The following is a 1,232-nucleotide window of genomic DNA, read 5'->3' on the forward strand; positions in this document are numbered from 1 at the left end:
TGAATCGACACTAATTTCCTAGACACCTCTTAGTTAGATAAACTAACTAAAAATATAGAGGTGTTTATGAGCGGAAAACGCTACCCAGAAGAATTCAAAATTGAAGCGGTTAAACAGGTAGTTGATCGAGGTCATTTAATATCTGACGTTGCCAAACGGTTAGATGTCACAACACACAGTCTTTATGCGTGGGTTAAAAAATACGGCCCTGATTCTAAACAGCAAAACGAATTAAGCGATGCACAGGCTGAAATTAGAAGGTTACAGAAAGAGTTAAAGCGAACAACAGAAGAGCGTGACCTATTGAAAAAAGCCGCGGCATACTTCGCAAAGCAGTCCGACTGAGGTATGCCTTTATCAAAGAGAATTCGGACAGTTGGCCTGTTCGTTGGCTATGCAAAATGTTCGACGTGCATCCAAGCGGATATTACGCATGGAACAAACAGCCTCACTCTAAACGAGCTAAAGCCAATCAACGTCTTACAGGATTGATTAAACAGTTTTGGCTGGAGTCAGGTGGTGTGTATGGTTATCGTAAAGTCCACTCTGATTTACGTGATGTTGGTGAAAAATGCGGTGTGAATCGCGTTTATCGGCTGATGCGAGATGAAGGGCTGAAAGCTCAAGTTGGGTACCGAAAGCCTCGTCATCGTAGCGGAGAAAGCCATATTGTTGTGCCTAATCGATTACAGCGTCAATTCAATCCTGAGTCGCCAGATGAATCATGGGTGACCGACATCACCCATATCCGCACTCATGAGGGATGGCTTTACTTGGCTGTGGTTGTCGATTTGTTCTCACGTAAAGTCATTGGTTGGTCGATGCAATCACGGATCACTAAGGAAATTGTGTTAGATGCCTTATTAATGGCGGTATGGCGGCGCAATCCTAAGAAAATGGTGACAGTTCATTCAGATCAAGGGAGTCAATATACAAGCCATGATTGGCAACACTTCCTTAAAGTAAATGGCCTTGAAGGAAGCATGAGCAGACGCGGTAACTGCCATGACAATGCAGTGGCGGAAAGCTTCTTCCAACTGTTGAAACGTGAGCGAGTAAAGCGAAAAGTCTATTCAACAAGGGACGATGCTAGAAGTGATATCTTTGATTACATAGAAATGTTTTATAACAATAAACGAAAACATGGTTCCAATGATCTGCTTTCGCCAGTAGAGTATGAAAAGCGATACCAAGAACGGCTGAGAAGTGTCTAGATTATTGGTGTCGATTCA

Annotated in this window: 1 protein-coding gene; it reads left to right on the plus strand. The window is 42.9% G+C overall.

The annotated features are described in order from the left end of the window. Positions 1–66: 66 nt before the first annotated feature. Positions 67–1,214 (plus strand): IS3 family transposase gene (locus tag ABWV72_RS21100; protein WP_085949195.1). Its coding sequence is split into 2 segments (ribosomal slippage): positions 67–313 and positions 313–1,214, totalling 1,149 coding nucleotides; the frame shifts between segments, so codons are not numbered across the junction. The last annotated feature ends 18 nt before the right edge of the window (positions 1,215–1,232 follow it).

The organism is Aliiglaciecola sp. NS0011-25 (assembly GCF_040370605.1).
Taxonomy (GTDB): domain Bacteria; phylum Pseudomonadota; class Gammaproteobacteria; order Enterobacterales; family Alteromonadaceae; genus Aliiglaciecola; species Aliiglaciecola lipolytica_A.